This window comes from Geobacillus sp. WSUCF1, from assembly GCF_000422025.1.
Classification (GTDB): Bacteria; Bacillota; Bacilli; order Bacillales; family Anoxybacillaceae; genus Geobacillus; species Geobacillus zalihae.
In genome coordinates, this window is the sequence record NZ_ATCO01000247.1 from 1 (window position 1) to 306 (window position 306).

Here is a 306-nt window from a genome sequence, read left to right on the forward strand (position 1 = left end):
CCCTTCTCAAGCAGCCGGGCAAGGATGTCTTTTCCAGAAACGCCGAAGAGATCGGAGAGGACCGAGCCGATTTTGACATTGGAAGACTCGAGCACTTTTTGAATCCGGTTTTTCTCCGAAGTCAGCTGTCCGACCCACTTTTTGCGGAGGCGGGTAAAAATCCCGCAATTCGCGAATATCCGCTGGGGGGACGAAACTTTTTTCAACGAGTTCATGGCGGAGCAGCTTAGCGATCCACTCGGCGTCAGAGACATCGATTTTTCTTCCCGGGACATTTTTGATCCGTTGCGGATTGGCCAGTGTCAA

1 pseudogene is annotated in these 306 nt (G+C 52.0%); it reads right to left on the bottom strand.

Annotated features, from left to right (window positions below):
- A pseudogene (locus I656_RS0117040) lies at positions 1 to 306 on the bottom strand (transposase); the annotation flags it as partial.